Consider the following 23425-nt stretch of genomic DNA (forward strand, 5'->3'; position numbering starts at 1 on the left):
CTGCCGAGTGCCGTCGCACGGCTTGCACGCCGCGAAGGCAGGTGCCGCGCTGCGCGCACCACGCCGCATCCGATACGGACGAGCCCGTTTCGGCAACAAAACTGCGCATTGAAAACCGGATCGAAATGCCGCTGATGCGATGCCGTGGGCCGCATCCGCGATCGACGACCTTGCTCGCTCCTGCGGCTTGCAGTGGCAAGGGATGCCACCTATATATATGACTAATCGGGCGCCATGCCGCGACAACGGCAAGGCGTGCCACGGCGTACATCACCAGACCGAGACAACGGGTGCCGAAGGGGAACGCAGCATGGGCAAGAGCGTGTCGGCTGCGCGGATTGGTTCTGATACCGGGTATTCGAATGGGTTGCACGCGTTCGCCTGCTGCGGCTGCAGGCGCGATTTGCCGGTCGTTCGCCGCTCGAAAACGCTCGTGCAGGAAATGACGGCACGTTCCGTCGCGCGCGAGCACGGCTGTCCGGGCAGTCGGCAAGTGCGCCGCGCGGGGGGGTGGCGAACGCTGGCGCGCATTGCGTGCTTCGTCGCGATGGCGGGCTCCGGTGCCAGCGTCGCGGGCGAGCCCGGCGTGACCGACGATGCGATCCGCCTTGGCATGGTCAACGCGCAGACGGGAAATTCCTCGGGCCTCGGACACGGGCTGATGGTGGGCGCACAAGCCGTATTCGACGATGCGAACGCGCACGGCGGCGTACATGGCAGGAGGATCGACCTCGTGGTTGCCGACGATCGCTACGAGCCCGACCGGACCGTGGACGACACGCTGGAAATGATCGAGCGGCGCAACGTCCTCGCCCTGTTCGGCTATGTGGGGACGCCGACGACCACTGCGGTGCTGCCGATGATCCGGGATGCCGGCATTCCGCTTATCGGCATCTTCAGCGGCGCGATGGCGCTGCGCAGGCCGGTCATTCCGGAGGTATTCAACATTCGGGCGAGCTATGACGACGAAACGCGCGTGCTGGTCGAGCATTTGATCGCGCACGATCGCGCCAAGCGTTTCGCGGTGTTCTACCAGGACGACGGCTTCGGGCTCGCGGTACTGGCGGGCACCCGGCTCGTCCTGCAGCGCCATGGCCTCGACGTGGTTGCCACCGGCACGTTTCGCCGCGGTACGACCGCGGTCGCCACGGGCCTTGCCGCCGTACTCGACGGTCGACCGGACGTCGTTATCATGGTCGGGCCGTATACACCGGTGGCCGCAATCATTCGCGCGGTACATCGCGAAGGCCTCGATGCGCGGCTCGCAGCGGTGTCGTTCGTCGGCACGGACGACCTGGTGCGCCTGATCGGCGACGAAGGAAACGGCACGCTGATCTCGCAGGTCGTGCCGCTTCCGCGGAACGAGCGCCCGGTGATCCGGGACTGCGCGCGGCTGATCGCGCAGCGCTTTCCGGACGAACAGGTGGGCGTGGTGCATATCGAGGGCTGCCTCGACGCGAAGATCGCGCTGATCGGGCTGGAACGCGCGGGCCCGCAGCCGACCCGGGCAACCCTGAAACAGGCGCTCGAATCGATTCATCATCTCGATCTGGGCGGCCTGGTGGTCAACCTGGGTGCCGACGATCATCAGGCGCTGAACGACGTGTTCCTCACCGAAATCGCACACGGCCGCATCACGCCGCTGGACGCGCCGGCCAGATAACGGGCCGGATGGCCGCGAACAGGCCATCCCGATCCTGGAGGGCTGCATGGATATCAAGGCGAAACTCGTCACCAGCACGGGCCTGATGCTGCTCGGCGCGGTGGCGACTTCCCTGACCAGCCTGACCGCCGTGCACGGCATTGCATCCGGCGTGCGCATGCTGACGACGGAATCGATGCCGCAGCAGGTGCGCAGCAACGAGCTGGAGCGTGCGTACGCGGAACTCGCGGTCGATTTCGGGAGGCTCGAACGGGCCCGGGACGCGTCGGAGCGCGAGCAGTCGTCGTCGGAGATCGAAACGCAATTGCAGCGGATCGCCGACATGACGGCCACCGTGCGCGCGATCGACGGGCGCGAGATCGACGAACCGTCCGCCGATATCCGGACGATGCTCGGGTCGATGAACGAAGGCGTCGAGAAGCGCCTGCGGGGCAACGCACAACTCGTCGCCGAGCGTCGATTGATCGAACGCGTTCAGGCACGCGGCGCCGCGCTGCTGAGCGAGATCGGCAATGAGACCGGGCGGCTCGACCGCGAAGCCGATGCTGCGGTGAGCGGCGCGCTGGCGGCCAATTCCGCATACAACCGGACGATTCATGCGCTCGACCAGGTCCGCCTGAACGTCAAGGACGTCGTCACCCTTGCCGGTCGCGTCGACGTCGCACCGAACCGATACCGGCTCGCGCCGCTGCGGGAACGCATACAGGCGTCTCTCGACGGCGCGAGCAATGCACTCGCGACTGCCGCGCCGAACCTGGACGGCGCCGCGGCGCAGGGTGCGGCGAACGCGCTCGGGCGCCTGGCGGCCGACATCCTCGACGTCAACGACGGCCTGCTCGCGCTGCGCGGCGGCATGTTCGCGGAGCCGTCCGTCGCGACACGCTACCGCGCGAAAGAGGAGCGGGTCCTGCAGTCGCTCGATGCGCTCGACGTGATGCTGGCGGAGATCGCGGATCCGTTCGCGCTGCGGATCGTCAATGCGCGACAGCATCTCGACGAAGCCGTTGCATTCCAACGCAGGGCCGTGCGGATCGCGTCGTTGTCGACCATCGTCGATGGCGGAATCAAGGCGCTCGCGGCTGACCTGCGCACGGTCGCGCAGAGCGAAGGCGCCGACCGCAGCGAGCGCGACGAAGGGGTGCGCAAGAGTATCGGCGCGCTCGCCGCGTCCGCCAGCGCATTGCGCGATGCGCTCGTCGCTGACAGGCTGGGCAGCGCGAGCCGCGCCCAGGAGGTAGCCGCGCTGGCCACGGAACTAGCCGGGGCCGCACGTCGCATCCTCGCGGTGAAGTCCGACGTGCTGTCCAACGACGTGGCGATGCAGCGCATCGTCGCGGACGTCGACACGACCGCCAATCGTCTCGCGGCCTACTCGGAACAGCAGGCGGTACGTATCGATCTGCAGCAGCGCGGCATCGTATCGGATGTCTACCGGGCCGTGACGAGCGCGTTCCTGATGATCGTCGCGGTATCGTTCCTGCTCGCGATCGGCGGGTTCGTGATCAGCCATCGGCTCGGCACGTCGATCGCCCGCCCGCTGTCGAACCTGACGCGCACGATGGCGCGCGTCCGCCGCGGCAACGACCTGTCGCTGCGCGTGTCCCACAAAGGCAGCGACGAAGTCGCGGCCCTGATCGCCGGCTTCAACACGATGCTCGACGAAATCGAGCGACGCGACGTCGATCTGCAGGCGGCGATCGCGACGGCCGAAGCCGCGAACTCGGCGAAATCGGAATTTCTCGCCAGGATGAGCCACGAGATCCGCACGCCGATGAATGGTGTGCTCGGCATGACCGAACTGCTGCAGCGCACACGGCTGACGTCAAGGCAACGCAAGTTCGTCGACACCGTGTATCGATCCGGCCAGACGCTGCTTGTCATCATCGACGACATTCTCGATTTTTCGAAGATCGAGGCCGGCAAGCTGACGCTGGAGCGCATCGATTTCAACCTGCATCAATTGCTCGACGATGTCGTCGCCCTGCTGGAACCGAACGCACGGCGCAAGGAACTCGCGTTCGTGTACAAGCGCGCCGACAACGTGCCGGAATGGATGCGCGGCGACCCGGTCCGCCTGCGGCAAGTCCTGACGAACCTGCTGGGCAATGCGATCAAGTTCACCGAGCACGGGCAGGTCGAGCTGGGCGCATCGTATGCGGAAGACGGTCGCCTCGTGTTCGTGATCGCCGACAGCGGCATCGGCATCGCGCCCGAGGTGTCTGCGCAGTTGTTCCGGCCGTTCCAGCAGGCCGACAGCTCGACCGCGCGCAAATACGGCGGAACCGGCCTCGGGCTCGTGATTTCCCGGCAGTTGGCCGAGATGATGGGCGGCACGCTCACGCTCGACTCGACGCCCGGAAAGGGCTCGGTATTTACCGTGACGACGCGGTTCGAGCCGGCCTCCGGCGCGGCCGGCGTCGCGGCGCATGCGAGGTCGTCGCTCGCGGGCCTGAAGGTGCTCATCGTGGACGACAGCGAGACCGATCGCAGCGTGCTGCTCGAGCACGCGATCGAATGGCAGCTGTGCGTGGCCACGGCGATCGGCGGCGACGATGCCCTGTCGCAGTTGCAGGCGGCCGTCGCCGACGGTGTGCCGTTCGACCTCGCGATCGTCGACGTCCGGATGCCCGGCATGGACGGCATCTCGCTCGTGCAGCACATCCGCCGCGATCCATCGCTGCGTGCGCTCCGGATCATCACGCTGACCGCGTTCGAGATGATGGACAGCATCCAGGTCGCGCACGAACTCGACATCGCCGCGCGGCTGACGAAGCCGCTCCACGGCATCGATCTTTATTCGGCGATCGCATCGGCGATGCAGGTGATGCCGCCTCGCTTGCCGCCGGCGGCCGATGAAGCCGGGCCGAACCCGGACACGCCGCTCGACGCAATCCCGGCGCATGTGCTGCTGGTGGAAGATAACGTGGTCAATCAGCAGATCGCGCTTGCGATGCTGGAGGACACGGCCTATCGGGTAGCCGTGGCCGACGATGGCGAGCAGGCACTGAAAATGCTGCAGGACGACGCCTTCGACGTCGTGCTGATGGATTGCCAGATGCCGTTGCTGGACGGCTTCGAGGCGACGCGGCGGCTGCGACGGCGCGAAGCCGAAGCCGCCGCGCCGCGCATGCCGGTCATCGCATTGACGGCCAATGCGCTCAGCGGCGACCGGGAGCGCTGCCTGGCCGCCGGCATGGACGACTATCTCGGCAAGCCGTTCCGCCGCGATGCGCTGCTGGGAATGCTCGCGCGCCATGTTCGCGCAGGCGCAGGTGCGCCGGCCGCCGCGAGCGATGAGGCCGGGGCTCGGGCCGACAGCGAAACGGGCACGAAAGAGGGTATCGGCGCGAGCGGGACAGCGGCCGCCGGCCCTGACGAAGACGCCGGCGTGATCGACCGCAAGGCGCTCGACGCATTACGCGCGCTCCAGCGGCCCGGCCGGCCGGATGTGCTGACCCGGATCATCGATCAATTCACGGCGGACGCGCCGCGGCTGATCCGCGACATGTGCGCGGCGGTCGAAGCAGGCGACGCCGATGCACTGAAGCTGGCCGCCCATACGCTGAAATCGAGCAGCGCGAACGTCGGCGCGCATCTGCTGTCGGCCCGCTGCCGCGAGATCGAGCGTCTGGCGCGCGCCGCCGACGTGACTGCCGCGGAGGCGCTCGTCGCCGGCACGGATGCGGAATTCGGGCACGCGCAAGCCGCACTGATCGCCGAGCGCGTGGACGGTTGAAGATTGAACGATCGCCGGCCGGTCGCCGGGGCGATCTCGCAGCGGTGCAAACAGGAGGACGGTAGTGAACCAGGACAATGCCGATTTGCCGGAGATTCTGATCATCGATGACGATGCAATGACGCGCCTGCTGGTCGCGGAAACGCTCGAACCCGAAGGCTTCAGCGTCGTGGAAGCGACGGGGCCGCAGGAAGGCATCGATGCGTTCCTGCATCATCGCCCCGCCGTCGTGCTGCTCGATGTCGAAATGCCCGGCGGCGACGGATTCGATTGTTGCCGCGCGCTGCGCGCATTGCCGGAAGGTCGCCGCGTGCCGATCGTGATGCTCACGGGCAACGACGACGACGAATCGATCGCCAGCGCATTCGATGCCGGCGCAACCGACTTCGTGTCCAAGCCGATGCGGTGGAAGCTGCTGGGCTACCGGATCCGGTATCTGTTGCGCGCCGCCGCTGCCGTCGAAAAGCTGGCGACTACCGAGGTCAGCCTCACGCACGCGCAGGCGCTCGCGCACCTGGGCAACTGGGAGTACCAGGCCGGGCGGACGGACGGCTACTGGTCGCCGGAGCTGTACCGGATTCTCGGGCTCGACGCCACACACACACCGCCTACGTTCGAGCGGCTGATCCAAACCGTTCCGGCCGACGAGCAGCCGCTGCTCGTGCAGTCTTACACCAGCCTGCGCACCGAGGGTGTCGCATTCTCGCTGGAGCATCGACTGATTCACGAGGACGGCACCGAGCGCTACGTGCTGCACCAGGCGGAGTCCGGGCGCGATCCGAACCACGCGATCATCCTGCGCGGCATCGTTCAGGACATCACCGAGCGCAAGATGCAGCAGGGGCGTATCGAATACCTGGCCAACCACGATGCGCTGACCGGCCTGCCCAACCGCAACCTGCTCGGCGACCGGATGGAGCAGGCGATGTCGCAGGCGAGACGCACCGGGCAGCTGATCGCGGTGATGGTGCTCGACCTGGACCGCTTCAAGCACGTCAACGACAGCTTCGGCCACTCGGTCGGCGACGGGCTGCTGCGAGTCGTCGCCGCGCGCCTGACGAGCTCGGTGCGCGACGGCGACACGGTCGCGCGGCTCGGCGGCGACGAGTTCGTCGTGATGCTGGTCAACCTGTCGACGCCGTCGGACGCGGACGCGATCGCCCGCAAGATCCTGAACACCTTCATCGCGCCGTTCGTGCTCGACGGACACGACCTGCACGTGACGACCAGCGTCGGCGTCAGCCTCTGTCCGACCGACGGCACGGACGCGGAGACGCTGCTGAAAACGGCCGATGCCGCGCTGTACTGCGCGAAGGAACACGGGCGCAACTGCTACAGCTTCTATACGCGCGAACTGGGTGCGCGCGTGGAAGAGCAGACCGTCCTTGAAAACGCACTGCACCAGGCCGTCGCAAACGGCGAACTCGAGCTGTACTACCAGCCGAAGGTCGATCTCAAGACCGGCCAGATCAGCGGGGTCGAGGCGCTGATTCGTTGGCGCCGCCCGGGCATCGGCATCATTCCGCCGGACCGCTTCATCCCGATCGCCGAGGAATGCGGGCTGATTCTGCCGATCGGGGAGTGGGTGTTGCGCACCGCCTGCGCACAGGCTGTCGCCTGGCATCAGGACGGACATCCGCCGATCCGGATCGCCGTCAACCTGTCGGCGCGCCAGTTCCGGCAACAGGACGTGGCCGACATGGTACGCAAGACGCTCCAGGAAACAGGGCTGGCGCCGGCCTCGCTCGAACTCGAGTTGACCGAAAGCGTATTGATGCAGGACTGCAATGCGATCGCGCACACGCTGCGCGAACTGAAGGCGCTCGGCGTCGTGCTGTCGCTGGATGACTTCGGCACCGGCTATTCGAGCCTGTCGTACCTGAAGGACTTGCCGATCGATGTCGTCAAGATCGACCGGTCGTTCCTCAGCGACGTCACCACCAGTGCGGAAGGCGCGTCGCTGACGCGCTCGATCATCGCGATGGCGGAGTCGCTGCACATGGAGACGGTGGCCGAAGGCGTCGAAACCGAAGCGCAGCTGTCGTTCCTGAACCGGCACCGCTGCCACGCCATGCAGGGCTACTACTTCAGCCATCCGGTGACCGGCGATGAAATTGCCGACATGCTGTCGGCCGGCTCGGAACTGCCCGAACATTGCCGGCAGCGCGAACTGCTGCACCGGACGCTGCTGCTGGTGGACGACGACCGTGCCACCTTGCAGATGCTCAGGCAGGCGCTCGGCCGCGACGGCTACGAGATTCTCGACACCACCGACCCCGGCCAGGCGCTCGACCTGCTCGCCCAGCACCGCGTCGGCGTCATCGTGTCCGACTTCCGGATGCCGAGCGTGTCGGGCGTCGACCTGTTGCAGCGTGTGAAGGCGCTGTACCCGGACATCGTGCGCATCCTGCTGTCCGGTTACGGCGACGGGCAATCGATCGCCAGCGGGCCGGGAGACGGATCCGTCCAGAAGCTCCTGATCAAGCCGTGGGATGTCGCGCTGCTGCGCAAGCATATCGTCGAGTCATTCCAGCGATTCGAGCACGACTCGCTGCACAACGGGCTCGGCATCGGTGCGGGCCGCCTCGGCGCTCACCGATCTCCGTTCCGGAGCGCCGGCGCGCCGGAACCGCGCGACCGGGCTTGAGCACGAGCCACGCGAAACGGCCGGGTGGGCAGGGGCGATCTAAAGGGGTACGACCAGACTGATGATCGGTATGCGGGTTGGGTGATAGGGAAAACCCTTATTTCGAGATATAATTGCGGCCTAAGAGATAGGTCGAATCATGCCTGAACGCTTCCAAACCCTTGAAAAATTTGTGTTTTCCCTCGTCGTGATGTCCGCAGTCGTGTGCTCGGCATTCCTCGCGTACGAGCGTCACCCCGAGATCAAGATCGCGCTGCACGAAGGTGAGGCGCTGATGCGCGAGAGCGCCAAGTATTCGGTCATCTGCTCGCCGTCCAAGGTCGATCCTTGCGTCGAGATGTCTGCTTACTGAGATTCGCGTCGATAGCGGCGCGCCGCTGTCGAACCGACGATTTTGGGGGATTCGTCCCATTCGGTTTCAGGCTCGCCCTACCGCGTTGGCAGCCCGGATTCCTTGAAGTAGAACCCCTCAGGCATTCAGACACCGGCCGCAAGGCAGGGCGGATGCACGAACCCGCCACGTGCCGGGTCGCTGGCGTCACCCGCGCCCGAATTCAGCCGGCCCCGCTTCGAGCCATCGAGCGGGGCCATTCTGTTTGCGCGGTTCACATGACCTTGCGGTGCGCCAGGCGCCACGCACGTCACACCACGTGCCGCGGCGTACCGCCCACGAACGCGGCGACGTTGTCCACGAGTTGATCGGCGAGCGCCTGCATCGCTTCGTCGCTCGCCCACGCGACGTGCGGCGTCAGGATGAATGCAGGGTGCGCCAGGATCGCGTGGAACGGATGCCCGGCCGGCAGCGGCTCCTGCGTGACCACGTCGAACCCCGCACCCGCGATCTGCCCCGACTGCAATGCGTCGACGAGCGCGCGTTCATCCACGAGCCCGCCGCGCGCGGTGTTGATCAGCAGCGGCCGGCGCGCCATCCGCGCGAACGCGGCCGCGTCGATCAGGTGCCGCGTCTCGGGCGTGAGCGGGCAGTGCAGCGTGATCACGTCGCTGTCGCGCAGCAGCGTGTCGAGCGGCACGTAATCGTCACCCGATGCATCGCCGTGCGCCGCGAACCGCACCCGCATGCCGAGCGCACGGGCGATGCCGGCCACCGCGCGCCCGAGCACGCCGTCGCCGACGATCCCGAGCGTCGAGCCGGCCAGGTCGCGAATCGGATGATCGAAAAAGCTGAACTGCCCGCTGTCGAGCCAGCGCCCCGCGCGCACCGCGTCGCGGTACGCGACGAGGCTCCGGCGCAGCGCGAAGATCAGCGCGAACGTGTGCTCGGGCACCGTCCGAACCGCATACCCGCGAATGTTGCTCACGACGATGCCGCGCGCCGCGCATGCGTCCAGATCGACGATGTCGGTGCCCGTCGCGGCGATTGCGATCATCCGCAGGCGCCGCGCATCGGCAAGCACCGCCGCGTCGAGCCGCACCTTGTTGGTCACGACGATGTCCGCATCGCCGATGCGCGCGGCAATCTCGTGCGCGGCCGTCCGGTCGAACGTGCGCAACGCGTGCGGGAACGGGAACGGCTTCAGCACGGTTTGCGGCGACAGCGTCGCGCGGTCGAGAAACACGATCTTCGCGGGAGAGGAAACAGAAAGCATGGCGGGTCTCGCTGACGGGCGCCCGGCGGGCGCGTAACGGGTTCGATTCTGCCGGCGGCGCGCGTGCCGTCGTTTGACCGTTGCGCGAGCGCGCTTTCCCGGATGGAAAGGCTGACGCATCACCTACGGGAACGGTGGCGCCGCACGCCTTTCCGTTTCGGAAAGGCTGGTTGAGCATCGATCGATTTTCGCCGGGCACGAACGCCGTCATGATCGCCGTCATCGACAACGCGATTTCATCGGAGACAACCATGACACGCCCCCTGGACGGCATCCGCGTGCTGGAACTCGGACAACTGATTGCCGGGCCGTTCGCGGGCCGGATGCTCGCCGAATTCGGCGCCGACGTGCTCAAGGTCGAGCCGCCCGGGCTCGGCGACCCGCTGCGCAAATGGCGGTTGCTGCACGACGGCACGTCGGTCTGGTGGGCCGCGCAGTCGCGCAACAAGACCTCGCTCACGCTCGACCTGCGCACGCCCGAAGGGCAGGACGTCGTGCGCCGCCTCGTCGCCGAGACCGACGTGCTGATCGAGAACTTCCGGCCCGGCACGCTCGAAGGCTGGGGGCTCGGCTGGGACGCGCTGTCCGCGATCAATCCGGGCCTCGTGATGTTGCGCGTGTCGGGGTTCGGCCAGACGGGCCCGTACCGCGACCGCCCCGGTTTCGGCGTGATCGCCGAGGCGATGGGCGGCCTGCGGCACCTGACCGGCGAGCCCGGCCGCACGCCGGTGCGCGTCGGCATCTCGCTCGGCGATTCGCTGTCGGCGCTGCACGGCGTGATCGGCGTGCTGCTCGCGCTGCGGCATCGCGAGCAGCAGGGCGGCAAGGGGCAGGTTGTCGACGTCGCGCTGTACGAGTCGGTGTTCAACATGATGGAAAGCCTGCTGCCCGAATACTCGGCGTTCGGCGCCGTGCGCGAGGCGGCCGGCAGCAGCCTGCCCGGCATCGCGCCGACCAACGCATACCGCTGCCGCGACGGCAAGTACGCACTGATCGCCGGCAACGGCGACAGCATCTTCCGGCGCCTGATGGAACTGATCGGCCGGCCCGATCTCGGCAACGATCCCGCGCTTGCGCACAACGACGGGCGGGTCGCGCAGGTCGAGCGCATCGATGCGGCGATCGGCGCGTGGAGCGCGCAGCACGATCTCGACGCCGTGCTGGCCGCGCTGAACGAAGCGCGCATCCCGTCCGGACGCATCTACGACGTGGCCGACATCGCGGCCGATCCGCATTACCGCGCGCGCGACATGCTCGTCGATGCCGCGCTGCCCGACGGCACGCCGGTGCTCGTGCCCGGCATCGTGCCGAAGCTCGGCGCGACGCCCGGGCGCATCGAACATGCGGCGCCCGCGCTCGGCGCGGATACCGATGCGGTACTCGAATCGCTCGGCATCGATGCGGCGACGCGCGGCGACTGGCGCACGCGCGGCGTGATCTGAACCCGAACCCGAATCCGGAGACGCGACATGAGCGGGCAACGCAAACGGCTCTACATCCACGAAGTCGCGACACGCGACGGTTTCCAGAACGAAGCGGCCTTCGTCGACACCGACGACAAGATCGCGCTCGTCGATGCGCTGAGCGCGTGCGGCTACGCGAAGATCGAGGTCACGTCGTTCACGTCGCCGAAGGCGATTCCCGCGCTGCGCGACGCGGAGGCCGTGATGCAGGGCATCGTGCGCGCACCGGGCGTCGTCTATACGGTGCTCGTGCCGAACCTGCGTGGCGCCGAGCGCGCGCTGTCGTGCGGCGTCGACGAAGTGAACCTCGTGATGTCGATGAGCGAAAGCCACAATCGTGCGAACCTGCGGATGACGCGCGAGCAATCGTTCGCACAGTTGCGCGACGTGATCGACGCGGTACGCGGCACGGGGGTCGCGATCAACGTGTCGCTGTCGACCGCGATGGGCTGCCCGATGGAAGGCGACGTGCCGGCCGAGGGCGTGCTCGCATGGATGCAGCGCTTCGCGGATCTCGGCGTGCACGGCTTCACGCTGTGCGATACGACGGGCATGGCGTTTCCGTCGCAGGTGCGCGAACTGTCGGCACGCGCACGCGAGCGCTTCGGCGCGCTGCAGCTCACGCTGCACTTCCACAACACGCGCGGGATGGCGCTGGCGAACACGCTCGCGGCGCTCGACGCCGGGATCGACCGCTTCGACGCGTCGCTCGGTGGGCTCGGCGGCTGCCCGTACGCGCCGGGCGCGACCGGCAACGCGTGCACCGAAGAACTCGTGCACATGCTCGAACTCGACGGCTACGATACCGGTGTCGACCTCGCGGCCGTGCTGACCGCATCGGCACGGCTGCCCGCGCTGATCGGTCATGACGTGCCGAGCCAGATCCTGAAGGCCGGGCGCCGCTCCGACCTTCATCCGCCGCCGCGCGCGGACGCCGGCGACATGCCCGCGCAACGCGCTTTCTCATGAACGACGAACCGGAGCGAACCTCATGGCGCTGATTGACCACCTCGACCATCTCGTGCTGACCTGCGTCGATCCCGAGAGGACGAAGCATTTCTACACCGAGGTATTGCAGATGCAGCTCGACGCCTTCGGCGCCGGCCGGATCGCATTCCGCTTCGGCAACCAGAAGATCAACCTGCACGTGCGCGGCGCGGAGTTCGAACCGAAAGCGCATGTGCCGGTGCCCGGCGCGCTCGACCTGTGCTTCATCGCGTCGGTGCCGCTCGACGACGTGATTGCGCACCTGAAGCGTGTCGGGTGGCCGATCGTCGAAGGGCCCGTCGAACGCACGGGCGCGACGCAGAAGATCCGGTCGGTCTACGTGCGCGATCCCGACCTGAACCTGATCGAGATCTCCGAGTTGATCTGACCGCCGGCGCATCGCCGGCCGTCTCGCGCCATCGCGCATGCGGCCCCGCTCCCGCCGGTGCGGCTGCATGCCGTGCCGATCTCCCGCCGAAAACGGACAGCCGGCTTCCGCGCCCGCCGATTCCGGATAGCCGGCCCGTACCGCGCTGCGGATAATGCGTGCGAAGGCGACCGAGCGGCTGCCTTCGCACCGGACGCGACGCTTGCGTTCGCGCTTCCACAACCCGACCCAGGCGATTCCCGATGACGATCCTCTATCGCGGCATGGACCGCGCGGCGCTCGACGCCGCCTATCTGAACACGAAGGTGGTACCCGATTTCCCGGCGTTGCTGGCGTCGATGCAGGCGCGCAGTGCGACGCTCTACGAAGCCGCCTCCGGCCGGCGCGACCTGCGTTACGGTGCGCAACCCGCGCAGCGTTTCGACTGGCTGCCGTGCGGTCAGCCCGATGCGCCGCTGTTCGTGTTCATTCACGGCGGCTACTGGCAGCACTGCGCGAAAGAGGATTTCGCGTATGCGGCGAGCGGGCCGCTCGCGCGCGGTTTCGACGTGATACTCGCCGAATACACGCTCGCGCCGGTCGCGACGATGACCGACATCGTCGGCGAGATCGGTGCACTGCTCGACTACCTGGCGAACGATCCCGACGGCCTCGGCACGGCGAAGCGGCCGATCCACCTGAGCGGCCATTCGGCGGGCGGCCACCTGACGGCCGTGCACCGCACGCATCCGGCCGTCGTGTCGGCGCTCGCGATCAGCCCGCTCGTCGATCTCGAACCCATCTCGCTGTGTTGCCTGAACGACAAGCTGCAGCTCACCGCACGCGAAGTCGATGCATACAGCCCGCTGCGCCATATCGGGCCTGGCGCGCCGACGGTCGTTGCGGCCGGCGACGCCGAGTTGCCCGAGCTCGTTCGGCAAGCACATGATTACGCGGCGGCATGCGAAGCGGCCGGCGAACGAATCGTCCACGTCGGGCTCCCCGGCATGCAGCACTTCGACGTGCTCGACGATCTCGCGAAGCCGGACGGTGCGATGCTCGCCGCATTGCAGTCGATCGCGCCGTGCCAGGCGCGCCGTATCGCGCGGGATCGGCCGGGCGTATGATCGGCGTCAGGCCGCCGCGCCGACGGCATGCGCCGGCATGGCCTTCCCAGGACCCACGACATGGTGAACCCGCTTCATTTCGATCTGCAGTCGCTGCGCGTGTTCGCGCTCGTCGCCGAGCACGGCAGCCTGACGAAAGCGGCCGAACATGGCCAGCTCACGCTGTCCGCGGTCAGCAAGCGCATTGCCGAGCTCGAAAGCGTGACGGGCAGTGCGCTGTTCGTCCGGCATGCGCGCGGCGTCGAGCTGACGCCCGCGGGCCGCGCGCTGCTCGACCATGCGGCGAAGGTGATCGAGCAGGTCAACCGGATGGCGCACGAGATGAGCGACTATGTCGCCGGTGTGCGCGGCCACATCCACGTGTGGACCAACACGTCCGCGATCGTCCAGTTCCTGCCCGCCGATCTTGCCGCGTTCCTCACCGACAATCCGGGCATCAAGGTGAGCCTCGAGGAACGGTTGAGCCACGAGATCGTCGATGCACTTGCGTCCGGCAAGGCCGATCTCGGCGTGTTCGCCGATAACGTGCCGGCCCCCGGGATCGAACGGCGGCTGTACCGGCGCGACGAGCTCGTGCTGCTCGTGCCGCGCACACACCGGTTCGCTACGCGCGACAGCATTCGCTTCGCGGATACGCTCGACGAGGACTACGTCGGGCTCAGCGACGGCAGCTCGCTGCTCGCGCGCATGACCGACGCCGCGTTCGCGGTCGAGCACTCGCTGAAGCTGCGGATCCAGGTATCGAATTTCGACGGCGTGAGCCGGATGATCGAGGCAGGGCTCGGCATCGGCATCCTGCCGCGCGACGCGGTGACCGGCGAGCGCGCGGCTCGGCTCGGGGTCGTGAAGCTCGACGATGCGTGGGCAACGCGCACACTGTGGGTCGGGGTAAAGGCCGGTACCGTGCTGACGACCGATATCGCGAAGCTGTTCGATTTCATGTCGGCGCGATGACGCCGGTCTGACACGGCACGCGCTTTTCCATCTCGCCCTGGGAACACCGACGCCGGGGCACGCGCCTGCCGCCAGCAGGTTTCGCTGCCGCGAAGCGCATTTTCCGCCCGATCGTCCCGATCGTCGCGGGCTCGTTTCTTTCACTATCTTTACGCCGCGCCCGATTGCGTCAGCGATGACCTCCGGGCCGGGCAAACTGGTGTTCCGCCAGCTTGGCGGCGCGTTCGCGCAGTAAATTTTCGCACTCGACACAATATTCGCGCGCCTGAAACGTCTTCAGGCGCATGGAATCGCACTCACTTCACGCACGATGACCGACCCAGACCGCGACATCACCGCGATAGTGATGCGTGAACGAACGAGGCTCGTGAGCTTTATCCGGCGTCGGATTCGCGACCCGGACGATGCCGAGGACATTCTGCAGGATGTATTTCACGAATTCGTTCAGGCTTACCGGCTGCCGGCGCCAATCGAACAGGCGAGCGCGTGGCTTTTCCGTGCCGCGCGCAACCGTATCGTCGACCGCTTTCGCAAGAAGAAGGAGCAGCCGCTGACCGATCTGTTCGAGGCCGACGATGACGCGAACAGCGAGTATCGCCTGGACCTCGCGCTGCCGGCGCATGATGCCGGCCCCGAAGCACGCTACGCGCGCACGCTCTTGCTCAAGGCCTTGCAGGATGCGCTCGACGAGTTGCCGACGAATCAGCGCGAGGTATTCATCGCGCACGAACTGGAGGGCCGCTCCTTCAAGGAGATGGCCGCGCAAGGCGGTGTCGCGCTCAATACGCTGCTCGCTCGCAAACGCTATGCGGTCCTGCATCTGCGTGCCCGGCTGCAGCCTGTTTATGACGAACTGGACAATACCTAGAGGAGTCGACAGATGAATTTTCGAATCAGATGTGCAGGCAAGGCGCTGCTCGCGGTGATCGCCATAGGCGTGCTCGGATGGGTCGTCATGATGTTGTGGAACTGGGTGATGCCGGCGCTATTCGCCGGCGCCCGTACGATCGACTTCGTGCATGCGCTGGGCCTGCTCGTGTTGAGCCGCATCCTGTTCGGCGGATTCCGCGGACACCACGGCTGGCGCGGTCGGCGCCACTGGCGCAAGTGGGAATCCATGACGCCCGAAGAACGCGAGCATTTCCGGAGCGCGTGGCGATCCGGCAGCGACCGGCCCGCGGGAGAGTGAACGTGCGCGAAAAATCAACGGGCGACTGCAAGCAGAAGCCGGGCGTGATCGCGCCGGTCGTCGATCTGAAGCGTTGCGAAGGCAAAGGGGATTGCGTCGCGGTTTGCCCTGAAAACGTGTTCGAGATCCGGCGCATCGACAAGGCCGATTACGTCGGCCTCGATCTGATGCATCGCCTGAAGCTGCGCGTGCATGGAATGAACGTCGCCTACACGCCGAACGCGGATGCCTGCCGGTCGTGCGGACTGTGTGTGACGGCGTGCCCCGAACGCGCCATCACGCTCGCCCGGACGGCATAGCAACACCCGTGTCTCGCCGATATCGAACGACAGCGCCGAATCCCTGACGGGAGAGGCAGCCGCTGGATACATCGTCGAAGTGATCAATTTCGTCAAGGAATGCACATGGCTTCACCCACTACCGTTCTTCTGCGGCGGCTCCATGAAGAGAGCCGGACCGAAATCGCGGCCCGTGCCCGCGCGCAGTTCCAGGGATCGAACGAGGATTTTCTGTCGCTAGCCGACGAATACGAAGCGATCGCACCGCGCTTGCGGGGGCGGTTTCTCGAAACATTCGGGCTGTCCAGCGACGACTTCGTGTCCCCGGAGGGCAGTCCGCTGTCGTTGGCCGTGTCGCCGGAAACGGGAGGGTTCTTACGTAACATGGTGCTCTCGCAACGGCCGTCCCGAATCCTCGAACTCGGCAGTTCTTGCGGCGTGTCCACGCTGTATTTCGCCGAGGCGCTGCGCACGTTGGGTGGTGGCGTGGTCGTCGCGACCGAACGCGATGCGCTCAAGTGCTCACGTTTGCGCGATCACGTCGGAACAGCGGGCCTGGACGCCTATGTCGACTTGCGGGAGGGCGATGTATTCGAGACCGTTGCCGAACTGGACGGTACCTTCGACATGGTATTCATCGACGTATGGGCCGACGCCTATCTGACGGTGTTCCAGCGGATCGAGCGCCTGCTGCGCGCGGGATCGATCGTACTGGCCGACAACATGTACACCGCCGAGGACGCCGTTCGACCGTACAAGCACTACCTCGATGACGATCCGCGGTTCTCGACCACGACGCTGGATTTTGAATCGGGGATCGAATTCACGGTCGTCGTTTCGCAAGCGGGAATGCCGTCGTAGCGTCCTTGTCGCGTGGGCTCGGATTGAAGGACGCAGCCGTCGATCGACACGCATCCCGCTTCGGGATTCACCCGCCATCGCTTCGCGCACGCGGGCGTTGCGCGAGCGCGTTGCCGCGCTCTCGCATCGACAAACGCTCAAGCCGGATTGATCTCGTCCTGACTGCGCCGCGTAGTCAGCGGCCCAAGCACACGCAGCGTGATTGCGACGATACCGAGCGCAACCGAAATCACGCCAAACATCGCACCCGCGCCGTAACGGCCGAGCACCGGCAGCAACACGAACGGCAGCGCACCGCTGACGATCCGCGACAGCGCATAGGTAGTGCCGATCGCCGTCGAACGCACGCGCGCCGGAAAAATCTCCGCCTGGTACACGTGATACGCATTGCTGAACACGTTCGACGCGCAGGTCGTCAGGAACCCGAAGCCGACGATCAGCAGCGTATGCCCCGAGTACGCGAAGCACAGCCCGAACACGGCAATCGACAGGATCGACACGATCACGAGCGTGCGGCGTTCGATCCAGTTGAGCAGCGGTATCGACAGCAGCGAGCCGACCGGATAGCCGATGAACGACAGCGCAATGAACAGCGTACTGTCCGTCACGTCGAAGCCACGGCTCTTCACGACCGTACTGGCCAGCGTACCGAAGCCGTAATAGCCGAAGCCCTGGAACAGGTGAAAGATCGCGAGCATCAGGTAGCGCGCGCCGTACGGCTCGCGCCGCAGCAGCGCGATACGCTCGCCGAGACCAAGCGGCCGTTGCGGCTCGACCGGTTCCGCGAATTGCTCGGGCACGCGCACGCCGGTGCCTTCCGCGAAGCGCCGCAACGCCGCGTGCGCATCAGCCGTGCGACCCTGCGCGAGCAGCCAGCGCGGGCTCTCCGGCAACCGGTGCTGGACGAGCAGCACATACACGGCGCCGAGGCTGCCGATCGCGAGAATGATGCGCCAGCCGGCCACGCCGCCCACATGCAGCGGGTTGAGCCAAAGCGCGAGGAAGCCGACGAGCGGCACCGCGACATAGGAAGTCGTATAGGCCCAAGCGGCGAGCCGCCCGCGCTTTTCCTTCGGCAGGATCTCGGACAGGAAGCTGTCGGCGACCGGATAGATCGCACCGACGCCGATGCCGGTCAGGAACCGGCACGCGACGAGCATGTCGGCGTTCACCGAAAACGCGCCGACCAGCGAGAACGCGCTGTACCACGTGAGCGTCAGCAGGAACGCCTTGCGCCGGCCGATGCGGTCGGCGAGGCTGCCGAGGCACATCGCGCCGACGAACATGCCGATGAATGCCGATGCCAGCAGCAGCTTGAAATCGGTGCTCTGCCGGCTCAGCCCGTATTCGTTCTGCAACGCGGAACCGATCGTGCTGACGAGGAAGATCTCGTACATGTCGAAAAACAGCCCGACGCCGATCACCCAGACGACGAACCGGTGCAATGCGCCAACGGGCAGGTCGTCCATGAAATCGCCGAGCGTGATGCGGCGGGCGGGAAGGGCCGACGCATCGGTGCCGACGCCGGCGGCCGCGGCCGACGCTCGTGCGGACGCGGGTCCGCCCGCGTTGCCGCCGAGATCGAGGGAATGGCTGTTCATCGTGTCTCCTGATTATCGATACGCCGTGGCGCGGGGCCCGGCCGTTCGCGACCGGCGCGAGGCACCCGGTCGCACGACGTGGCGGCAGGCACCGCAACGCCCTTGAAAGGGCCGGATAGGTGGCCTGTACCGATCGTTCGACACATGGTGGGCAAATCCGCGGCACGTGATAATTGCGGATGTTTCAAGCGTCCTTTCCTGCGCAGAAAGGGTGCGGGACACGCGGCGGCCGGCATGGGTGCGGCAGGCCCGTGCAGCCTGCGTGGCGCGCGGTAATGCACCGGAACCGGTTGCGCTTTCGCGCAACCGGCAGGCCGGGAAAACCATGAGGCCGGTTGCATGGCCGCCGGCGCAACAACCGCCGGCAGCCACGCCGTCGCGCTCAGTCAGCCGGCACGAACGCCGCCCCGTAAAACACGCGCACGGGGTTGCCGCGCTCCAGCGCAAAGTGCTGCATCCGCCGCTGCCGTCGCGCATCGGAGGCGTGCCGGTCGGCTTCCTGCTGCAGTCGAACCTGCAGTAACTGCAGCGCCAGACGCCTGTTCGCGTGCTGGCTGCGCTCGCTTTCCACGCGCACCGACAGGCCGGTCGCGACATGGGTGGCACGAATCGCGGAGCTCGTCTTGTTCACATGCTGGCCGCCCGGCCCGCGTGCGCGCATCGCTTCGAACCGAACGTCGCCATCCGGCAGCGGCTGCGCGTCGGCACAGCGCGTGACGCCGATGAACCAGTTCTTGCGTGGATGGCGCAACCGGTATGGGCTCGCGCAAATCCATTGCAGCGTGCCCGTCCAGCGGCCCGCGAGCGCCTGCGCAGCGGCGCCGTCGAGATCGAGCAGCGCCGAGCGCAGCGTGCCGGGCCGTTCGCCCGGCTGCACATCGAGTACCGTGACGACGACGCGCTGCGCGTCGGCTTCCGCCTGCAGGCGCCGCAACGCATTGGCCGCGGCAAGCTGGCACTCCAGCGGGCCGTGCGCCGAAGAAATCTGCATCAGCATCGGCCAGCCTCCCCGGACGTCTTGTAGGTCAGCACGGGCGCAAGCCGCGCCAGCCTGCGCAGCAGGCCGGCCGCTTCGAGCGCGTCGACGACGCTGTCGATCGGCTTGTAGGCCTGCGGGGCTTCTTCGTACAGCAGTTCGCGATCTTCGCAGATCACGTGGCTGCCGAGCGGCGTGCGCGTGAGCTGCGACGGCGTGAAGCGCCGTTCGAGGCGCCCCTTGCAATCGCCGCGCGCCCACTTGCGGCCCGCACCGTGCGCCAGCGACGCAAGGCTGGCCGCATCGTCGGGCCGCACCGGTGCGACGAGGTAGCTGTAGTCGCCGCGTGACCCGGGAATGACGACCGGCCCCGCGTCGGCCGGTGTCGCGCCTTTGCGATGCAGCCAGCCCGGCTCGCCGTCGACGCTCGCACGGCTCACCAGGTTGTGGTTCACGTCGAGCACGCACCGGCCATCGGTGCGCCAGCGCGCCAGCATGCGCCGCGCGATCAGGTCGCGATTCGCGATCGCGTAGCGCAACGCCGCATCGTGACGCGCGAGGTACGCCGTGCACGCGGGATCCGTGTCGTCGAGGCCGTTGTAGCCGTGCTCGCGCATGTGCTGCTCGAGGATCGACTGGCCGAAGCCGCGCGACCCGCTGTGCACGAGCAGCAGCAGGCGGTCGCGATCGAGACCGAGTGCCTGGACGGCATCGGCGTCGTACACCGCGTCGATCCGCTGCGCCTCGGCGAAATGATTGCCGCTGCCGATCGTGCCGAGCGACACCGCGAACGCGTGATCCGCGAAACCGGCGGCCGCAATGCGCGGCTGCCAGCTTGCATCGGGCGTGGCGTCGATCGAGCCGAGCCGGCTCGCGAGCTTCGACGCGCTGACGCGCCGCGCATCGAGCGCGGTTTGCCACAGCGCCATCCCGCAGCCGATATCGCCGCCGATCAGCGCCGGATACAGCCGGCCCGTCGAGAAGAACGCGGCGCCCACCGGGTAGCCGCGTCCGGGGTGAAGATCGGGCATGCCGGCGACACGCCGCATGCCGGGGAGGGTGGCAGCGTGTTCGAGCTGCCGGATTGCCTCACCTTCGATCCAGGTGGTGGCGCAAGCGCACAGCGTGATGCGCTCGGCCAGGTATTGCATGGAATTGCCCATGGAGGTTTCCGTTCGATGAAAAGGAAGAACGGCGGGCCATGGCGCAGGCAGCGCACACATGCGCTGCCCGACATCGGAAGTCGGGAAGAGGGCGGCACGACCGGATCGGAACGACCCGGCTCATCGCCGTGACGGCGATAGGGTGTGCTGCGTGGCGTGAACGATGAAACGAACGGACGCGAAAAACCCGAACTACGACCCGCGACGGGAGGAGTGCTGGCGTGACGTCATGTTTTCTTCTCCTTGCGAGTGTGGGGTTGATCGGAATGGCGGCGACTCTAGCATGCACGCGACAGGTGCAGCAAGCGGGTAGCGCGGCGTTGCCGATCGAATCATCGCTCGATGTGGCGAAAAACACACACATAGGAATCCGGATCATTTCCGTATCGAAGGCATGCGCGGCACGCCACAGCAGGCATTCGGCGCATGCAGGCCATCGCAACGGATGCATCCAGCCGCGCTTGACAGCGCAAAAGCCGTTTCGTAGCATCCGCCTGCTTCATCCCTGAACCCTCATCGAATCGGTGATCCAAGTGCCCGCAAACATTCGTCCCTTCGCCTGATACGCCGACGACTGCCGTCCCGGCCGCGTGTCGTCCTGCCCGTTTCCGTCTGCCTCGCGGCGCCGGAATACTGATCGCAGGCATGCGCCCGGACACGCACTGACACCGCAACGCACACCCCATCGTTCGTTCACGTCGTCGGCTTTTTCCCTTGTTTCCGGAGAAAGACCATGACGCTGGATTTTCGCGCTTACGCGCAATCGCTCGACCTCGCCCGCTACCCGCGCACGCCGCACCTCGAAGGCTCGCGCCTGCAGGACGGCGACGAAGGTCACGACCACGTTCCCTATCGCACCCTCGCGGGCGCCCAACTCGTCGTCGAGGAAAAGCTCGACGGGGCGAACACGGGCATCAGCTTCAGCCCGGCGGGCGAACTGCTGCTGCAGTCGCGCGGCCATTATCTGGCCGGCGGCGGCCGCGAGCGGCAGTTCGGTTTCGTGAAGACCTGGGCAGCCGCCCATGCGGGCTGGCTGCTCGACCGCCTCGGCGATCGCTACGTGATGTACGGCGAGACGATGAGCAAGAAGCACGCGGTGTTCTACGACGCACTGCCGCATCACTTCTTCGAGTTCGACGTGTTCGACCGCGCGACGGGCCGTTTCCTGTCGACGCCCGCGCGTCGCGCGCTGCTTGCCGACGGGCCCGTGCTGTCGGTGCCCGTCCTGTACGAAGGCGTCGCGCCGGCGCGGCTCGCCGACCTGAAGGCGCTGCTCGGCCCGTCGCTCGCGAAGACGCCGGACTGGCGTCGCGCGTTCGAGGAAACGGTGCGGCGGCAGGGGCTCGACCTCGCGCGTGCATGGCAGCAGTGCGACAAGTCGGAGCGCTCCGAAGGGCTCTACGTGAAGGTCGAGACGGGCGACACGACGACCGCGCGCCTGAAGTGGGTGCGCCACGATTTCGTGCAGGCCATTCTCGAATCGGCGCGCCATCACTCGGAGCAGCCGTTCATCCCGAACCTGCTCGCGCCGGGTGTCGACCTGTATGCGCCGCGCCCGACGGTCACGTGGGGATCGATCCCCGCTGCGCACCCGAACACATGAATGCGGAACGGCCGTGCGCCGTTTCGAGAGGAGTCTTGATCATGAAGTACGAACAACTGCAGGCACTCGTGCCCGCGCCCGGCCGGCAGCCGGACTATCGCGCGTGCCTCGCGGCGTTTCCCGCGCTCGAACACGCGAAGACGACACCGCAGGAGCCCGCGCACCACGGCGAAGGCGACGTGTGGACGCATACGACGATGGTGATCGATGCGCTGCTCGCGCTGCCCGAGTACCAGGCCGCGTCGCGCGCCGACCAGGAAATCGTGTTCCTGGCCGCGCTGCTGCACGACATCGCGAAGGCCGGCACGACGGTCGTCGATCCCGTGACCGGTGCAATCGGCCATCCCGGCCACTCGCGCAAGGGTGCGATCGATGCGCGTATCGCGCTGTGGGATGCCGGCGTGCCGTTCGCGGTGCGCGAGGCGATCTGCCGGATGATCGCCGTGCACCAGGTGCCGTTCTTCGCGATGAGCGGCTCGCGCCGCGGCACGCCCGAGTTCATCGCGCGCGAGCTGTCGTGGCAGGTCAGCCTGCCGCTGCTGTGCCTGCTCGCCGAAGCCGATATTCGCGGGCGCATCTGCGCCGATACGCAGCGCGTGCTCGACAACATCGAACTGTTGCGCGAACTGGCGAGGGAAGAGGGCTGTTACGGCCAGCCGCGCGCGTTCGCCGACGCGCACACGGCGCTCAGCTACTTTCGCGGCGCGGACGTGCATCCCGACTATCCGCTGTTCCGCACGCCGGGCTCGCAGGTCGTCGTGATGTCGGGGCTACCCGCGTCGGGCAAGAACACGTGGGTCGCGCGGCATCATCCGGATCTGCCGGTCGTGTCGTTCGACGATGCGCGCGATGCATTGGGATTGCGTCATGGTCAGAACGAGGGCGCCGTCGCGCACCATGCGGTCGACGCTGCAAAGGCGCTGTTGCGAGAGCAGCGGCCGTTCGTATGGAACGCGACGAACCTGTCGCCGCTGATGCGCAAGAAGACGCTCGACCTGCTGTTTGCGTACGGCGCCGACGTGACGCTCGTCTACCTCGAACGGCCGCGCGCGGAACTGTTGCGCCGCAACGCGCGGCGCGACACGTCGCTGACGAACCGCGCGCTCGAGGCGATGCTGCTGCGCTGGGATCTGCCGCTGCCCACCGAAGCGCACGCGGTGCGGTACGAAGTCTGATGCGACAACGTCACAACACGAGCCGGTA

Annotated in this window: 19 protein-coding genes; 15 read left to right on the forward strand and 4 right to left on the reverse strand. The window is 67.0% G+C overall.

Features of this window, described 5'->3' with window-relative positions:
- The first annotated feature begins 310 nt into the window (after positions 1–310).
- The 4 genes from B7G54_RS10580 (at position 311) to B7G54_RS10595 (ending at position 8398) form a co-directional block, all read left to right on the forward strand.
- Complete coding sequence (locus B7G54_RS10580) at positions 311–1663, forward strand: ABC transporter substrate-binding protein (RefSeq protein ID WP_244289318.1); 1353 nt, start codon at positions 311–313, stop codon at positions 1661–1663.
- Positions 1664–1709: 46 nt separating this feature from the next.
- Complete coding sequence (locus B7G54_RS10585; RefSeq protein WP_085039053.1) at positions 1710–5399, forward strand: hybrid sensor histidine kinase/response regulator; 3690 nt, start codon at positions 1710–1712, stop codon at positions 5397–5399.
- 64 nt (positions 5400–5463) lie between these two features.
- Entirely contained in the window at positions 5464–8046 is a 2583-nt protein-coding gene (locus tag B7G54_RS10590; RefSeq protein ID WP_085039054.1) for an EAL domain-containing protein, read from the forward strand.
- A 139-nt stretch (positions 8047–8185) separates the two neighbouring features.
- On the forward strand, positions 8186–8398 hold the full coding sequence (locus tag B7G54_RS10595) for a hypothetical protein (RefSeq protein ID WP_006497261.1): 213 nt from the start codon (positions 8186–8188) through the stop codon (positions 8396–8398).
- 289 nt (positions 8399–8687) lie between these two features.
- Here B7G54_RS10595 and B7G54_RS10600 read toward each other — a convergent pair whose 3' ends face one another.
- Positions 8688–9653 (reverse strand): D-2-hydroxyacid dehydrogenase, encoded by a 966-nt coding sequence (locus B7G54_RS10600; protein ID WP_085039055.1) that lies wholly within the window; start codon positions 9651–9653, stop codon positions 8688–8690.
- Between the two features lie 251 nt (positions 9654–9904).
- Here B7G54_RS10600 and B7G54_RS10605 point away from each other — a divergent pair, with 251 nt between their 5' ends.
- From B7G54_RS10605 to B7G54_RS10645, 9 genes are all read left to right on the forward strand, one after another.
- Positions 9905–11095 (forward strand): CaiB/BaiF CoA transferase family protein, encoded by a 1191-nt coding sequence (locus tag B7G54_RS10605; RefSeq protein WP_011352005.1) that lies wholly within the window; start codon positions 9905–9907, stop codon positions 11093–11095.
- Between the two features lie 27 nt (positions 11096–11122).
- The gene (locus B7G54_RS10610) at positions 11123–12085 is read left to right on the forward strand and encodes a hydroxymethylglutaryl-CoA lyase (protein ID WP_085039056.1); all 963 of its coding nucleotides are present in this window, start codon (positions 11123–11125) and stop codon (positions 12083–12085) included.
- A 22-nt stretch (positions 12086–12107) separates the two neighbouring features.
- Positions 12108–12491, forward strand: coding sequence for a VOC family protein (locus B7G54_RS10615; RefSeq protein WP_085039057.1), 384 nt, complete (start codon positions 12108–12110; stop codon positions 12489–12491).
- A 242-nt stretch (positions 12492–12733) separates the two neighbouring features.
- Complete coding sequence (locus B7G54_RS10620) at positions 12734–13597, forward strand: alpha/beta hydrolase (protein WP_085039058.1); 864 nt, start codon at positions 12734–12736, stop codon at positions 13595–13597.
- Between the two features lie 60 nt (positions 13598–13657).
- Complete coding sequence (locus B7G54_RS10625; RefSeq protein ID WP_085039059.1) at positions 13658–14551, forward strand: LysR family transcriptional regulator; 894 nt, start codon at positions 13658–13660, stop codon at positions 14549–14551.
- 310 nt (positions 14552–14861) lie between these two features.
- A complete protein-coding gene (locus B7G54_RS10630; RefSeq protein WP_085039060.1) occupies positions 14862–15419 on the forward strand; it encodes an RNA polymerase sigma factor in 558 nt (185 codons plus the stop codon).
- A gap of 12 nt (positions 15420–15431) precedes the next feature.
- Positions 15432–15740 (forward strand): hypothetical protein, encoded by a 309-nt coding sequence (locus B7G54_RS10635; RefSeq protein WP_085039061.1) that lies wholly within the window; start codon positions 15432–15434, stop codon positions 15738–15740.
- A gap of 2 nt (positions 15741–15742) precedes the next feature.
- A complete protein-coding gene (locus B7G54_RS10640) occupies positions 15743–16039 on the forward strand; it encodes a 4Fe-4S dicluster domain-containing protein (protein WP_085039198.1) in 297 nt (98 codons plus the stop codon).
- Positions 16040–16144: 105 nt separating this feature from the next.
- Complete coding sequence (locus tag B7G54_RS10645) at positions 16145–16879, forward strand: O-methyltransferase (RefSeq protein WP_085039199.1); 735 nt, start codon at positions 16145–16147, stop codon at positions 16877–16879.
- 137 nt (positions 16880–17016) lie between these two features.
- Here the strand turns inward: B7G54_RS10645 and B7G54_RS10650 are convergent, their stop codons facing one another.
- The 3 genes from B7G54_RS10650 to B7G54_RS10665 all read right to left on the reverse strand — a co-directional run bounded on the left by B7G54_RS10650 (position 17017) and on the right by B7G54_RS10665 (position 20619).
- The gene (locus tag B7G54_RS10650) at positions 17017–18480 is read right to left on the reverse strand and encodes an MFS transporter (protein ID WP_085039062.1); all 1464 of its coding nucleotides are present in this window, start codon (positions 18478–18480) and stop codon (positions 17017–17019) included.
- 382 nt (positions 18481–18862) lie between these two features.
- The gene (gene prfH, locus B7G54_RS10660) at positions 18863–19471 is read right to left on the reverse strand and encodes a peptide chain release factor H (protein WP_341866375.1); all 609 of its coding nucleotides are present in this window, start codon (positions 19469–19471) and stop codon (positions 18863–18865) included.
- Entirely contained in the window at positions 19471–20619 is a 1149-nt protein-coding gene (locus tag B7G54_RS10665) for an RNA ligase RtcB family protein (RefSeq protein ID WP_085039065.1), read from the reverse strand. The genes prfH and B7G54_RS10665 overlap by 1 nt, the downstream gene beginning before the upstream one ends.
- 733 nt (positions 20620–21352) lie before the next feature.
- Between B7G54_RS10665 and B7G54_RS10675 the strand changes: the two genes are divergently transcribed.
- A complete protein-coding gene (locus B7G54_RS10675) occupies positions 21353–22222 on the forward strand; it encodes an RNA ligase family protein (protein WP_085039066.1) in 870 nt (289 codons plus the stop codon).
- A gap of 41 nt (positions 22223–22263) precedes the next feature.
- Complete coding sequence (locus B7G54_RS10680) at positions 22264–23397, forward strand: AAA family ATPase (RefSeq protein WP_085039067.1); 1134 nt, start codon at positions 22264–22266, stop codon at positions 23395–23397.
- Positions 23398–23425 lie beyond the last annotated feature (28 nt).

Source organism: Burkholderia puraquae (assembly GCF_002099195.1).
GTDB lineage: Bacteria > Pseudomonadota > Gammaproteobacteria > Burkholderiales > Burkholderiaceae > Burkholderia > Burkholderia puraquae.